Source organism: Ligilactobacillus acidipiscis DSM 15836 (assembly GCF_001435755.1).
GTDB classification, from domain to species: Bacteria; Bacillota; Bacilli; order Lactobacillales; family Lactobacillaceae; genus Ligilactobacillus; species Ligilactobacillus acidipiscis.
The window spans coordinates 1-2,628 of the sequence record NZ_AZFI01000220.1 but is presented as its reverse complement, the minus strand read 5'-3'; the positions used below and the strand labels follow the sequence as shown (position 1 = coordinate 2,628).

Below are 2,628 nucleotides of genomic sequence, written 5' to 3'. Positions count from 1 at the left end.
TGCCAAATAGAATTATATCGTAAACTAAAAATTTAATCCAGGTTGACCTTTTAGTGGTTAAAAAGAAACTTAAATCGTTCCTGCTTATCTTTATGTTATGGAATGATAGTGCTAAGCTGGAAGAATTGAAGGGAATTGATCAAATGTCTGGCAAAAATATGAAAAGTTTAGTGACAGTTCTGATATTGCTCATGGTAGGCGCCTTTGTCTACATATTTACAATACATGATGCCTTCATGTATGACCGTGATATTGGACAAATAACTCGAATCAGCAATGGCACTACCAAGCAAACTGAGGACGAGTTTAAAAATATCGATCATCAACATTCACAAAAAATCGTCATGGTCATCAAAAACGGCAAGTATCAAGGTAAAAAAGTTCACGCTGCTAATTCGTGGACAGATTCAGGTGCGTTCGACCAGAAGTTTCATACGGGACAGCAGGTTTTTGTTGACTTGCAAAAAAAGAATGGTCGTCTTACAGCACAAATTTCAGATTATAAACGCGACACCTATTTAATAATGCTAAGCTGGCTCGTGGTTTCCTTATTAATTTTGACCATGAGATTTAAAGGATTGAAAACCTTGTTGAGCGTGGCTTTAAATTTTGTCGTGTTTCTAATTTTTGTTAACTTGGATGTCACACTGAATTTGACCAACTTTTTTTGGTTGTTTGTTGTGAGTGCTTTTATATTTACTGCCTTATCGTTGGTAATAGTTATCGGTTGGAACAAGCAATGTGCGGTAACTTTTGGGGCTATCGTGGCCGGAACTGCGGCAGGCTTGCTAATTGGTATTTTAGTATTAAATTATACGGGCGACGATTTACACTACGAAGCCTTGGACTTCGCGACTCAATTACCTAAACAACTGTTCTTATCGGCGACTGTGATCGGTTTGTTAGGAGCAGTGATGGATGCAGCGACAGATATTGTTTCTACAGTCTTTGAAATTCGTCGTGCCCATCCACACATTAAACAGCAGCAATTGTTTTCTTCAGGCTTGGAAGTCGGTCGTTCGATTTTAGGACCATTGATCAACGTATTACTGCTGATCTTTTTTGCGGAGACATTTGCGATGGGAGTGTTATTTTTCAGAACAGGTAATAGTATCGGCTATACCTTTGAATGGACGATGTCATTGGGGATCGTACAGTCTTTGATCAGTGGGATCGGTATAGCGTTGGTAGTACCCGCCGCAAGCGGCTTAGCATCATTAACCTTTAAAAGGGGGCATAAAGTTGGAAACGATTAGTATTTTAACTGTGATCCTCGCGGTATTGATGGTTTTGATCGGTGGTAAGCAAGGCTTTTCAGCCTTTTTCTCTGTTTTGTTAAACTTCGGTTTATTATTTTTGACGATCATCTTGATCTCATCTGGATTTCCTCCCTTGTGGACATCGCTTTTTAGCGGGGTCTGTATTTTGGCTATCACGATTTATATGGGGACTTCTGATGAAAAGTCAGCTAACGTTGTTTTTTTAGCAACACTGTGTGTGATGATCGTGATGCTGCTTTTGATCATCCCCTTAGATCATGTGGTGCAAGTCAAGGGCTTTGCTAACGAACAATCTGAAGAGATCGAGGCTTTTAATTTAATGGTAGGTGTTGATTTTGAAAAAATTGCAATATCAACGACTGTTTTGAGTACTCTTGGAGCTATTGCTGAGGCAGCAAATTCAATTGCCAGCGGCTTAAATGAGGTTATTGAGCAAGATCCACAGATCGAGCGGGGAAAATTGTATGAAAGTGGGCAGAATATCGGCTTTCAGATCATGGGCATGACCTTTAACACATTATTTTTTGGAATGTTTGGTGGTGACCTTGCACTATTTATTTTGCTTAACAAGTTGCACAATAGTTTTGGCTATTATCTAAATTCCAAAATCTTTGTGAGTGAATGCATGTTAGTTTTATATTCAGTCATCTCTGTAATTTTAGTGATTTTTTTCACCACTTGGTTGATGGGTAGGAAAAGGTCAGTGGATCGAGGAAAATAAGGATCCCCTAAGCCCTTTTGTTTAAAGTAAGAACAACTTATCATTTTGGAAGTGAAAAAAGATCGAATCATGGTATAATTTTTTAATAGAAGTTAATTATGGAGCAGTCAAGCTCATTTGAACAACTTTAATTTTTGAAAAAATGTGGTGTAATGAATTAAATGGCAAATTTTAAAAGCAAGATCATGATCAAGTTAGATCTGTCTACAATTTGTGTTACAGCAGTCCTTGCGTTAATTGGCTATTTAGCCAAACAAAATATCCTTGTTTCTGATATTTACTTTATGGCTGGTCTAGTGTTGTTATGTCTGGCAATTACGGATATCTTACTACATGCCAGTCTTATCTCTGGTTGGTTTCAACATCAACATAAGGGTGAGACTGATGAAGAATACCAAGCCCGAAAAATTGATGTCCATAAAATAGCTGATAAAAAAAATAAACCAATCCATTTTGATAGGTTCTCGGTCAACAGCCTTTTGCTCTCACTTTGGTTGATTGTTTGCGCTGTCTTGATCACAGGGTAGAGAAATATGTTAAATAAAAAAGACGGCAGTTTTAGTAAGAAAATTTACTAAAACTGCTGCCTTTTTTATTCGGTTCTTTATCAAGTGGTACTGATGAAAT

Annotated in this window: 3 protein-coding genes; all 3 read left to right on the top strand. The window is 37.6% G+C overall.

Features of this window, described 5'->3' with window-relative positions; genetic code table 11:
• Positions 1-143: 143 nt before the first annotated feature.
• Positions 144-1,256: a YibE/F family protein gene (locus FC65_RS10040; RefSeq protein ID WP_156408628.1), complete on the top strand. Its 1,113-nt coding sequence runs from the start codon at positions 144-146 to the stop codon at positions 1,254-1,256.
• Positions 1,243-2,001 carry a YibE/F family protein gene (locus tag FC65_RS10035; RefSeq protein ID WP_056972570.1) on the top strand — a complete coding sequence of 253 codons (759 nt, stop codon included), beginning with the start codon at positions 1,243-1,245 and terminating at the stop codon, positions 1,999-2,001. Before FC65_RS10040 ends, FC65_RS10035 begins: the two co-directional genes overlap by 14 nt.
• Positions 2,002-2,162: 161 nt before the next feature.
• On the top strand, positions 2,163-2,528 hold the full coding sequence (locus tag FC65_RS10030) for a hypothetical protein (RefSeq protein ID WP_010499412.1): 366 nt from the start codon (positions 2,163-2,165) through the stop codon (positions 2,526-2,528).
• The last annotated feature ends 100 nt before the right edge of the window (positions 2,529-2,628 follow it).

What these genes read in the sequence shown, in the direction of transcription:
- FC65_RS10040 (WP_156408628.1), top strand. Translation starts at nt 144, where the DNA reads ATGTCTGGCAAAAATATGAAAAGTTTAGTGACAGTTCTGATATTGCTC.
- FC65_RS10030 (WP_010499412.1), top strand. Translation starts at nt 2,163, where the DNA reads ATGGCAAATTTTAAAAGCAAGATCATGATCAAGTTAGATCTGTCTACA.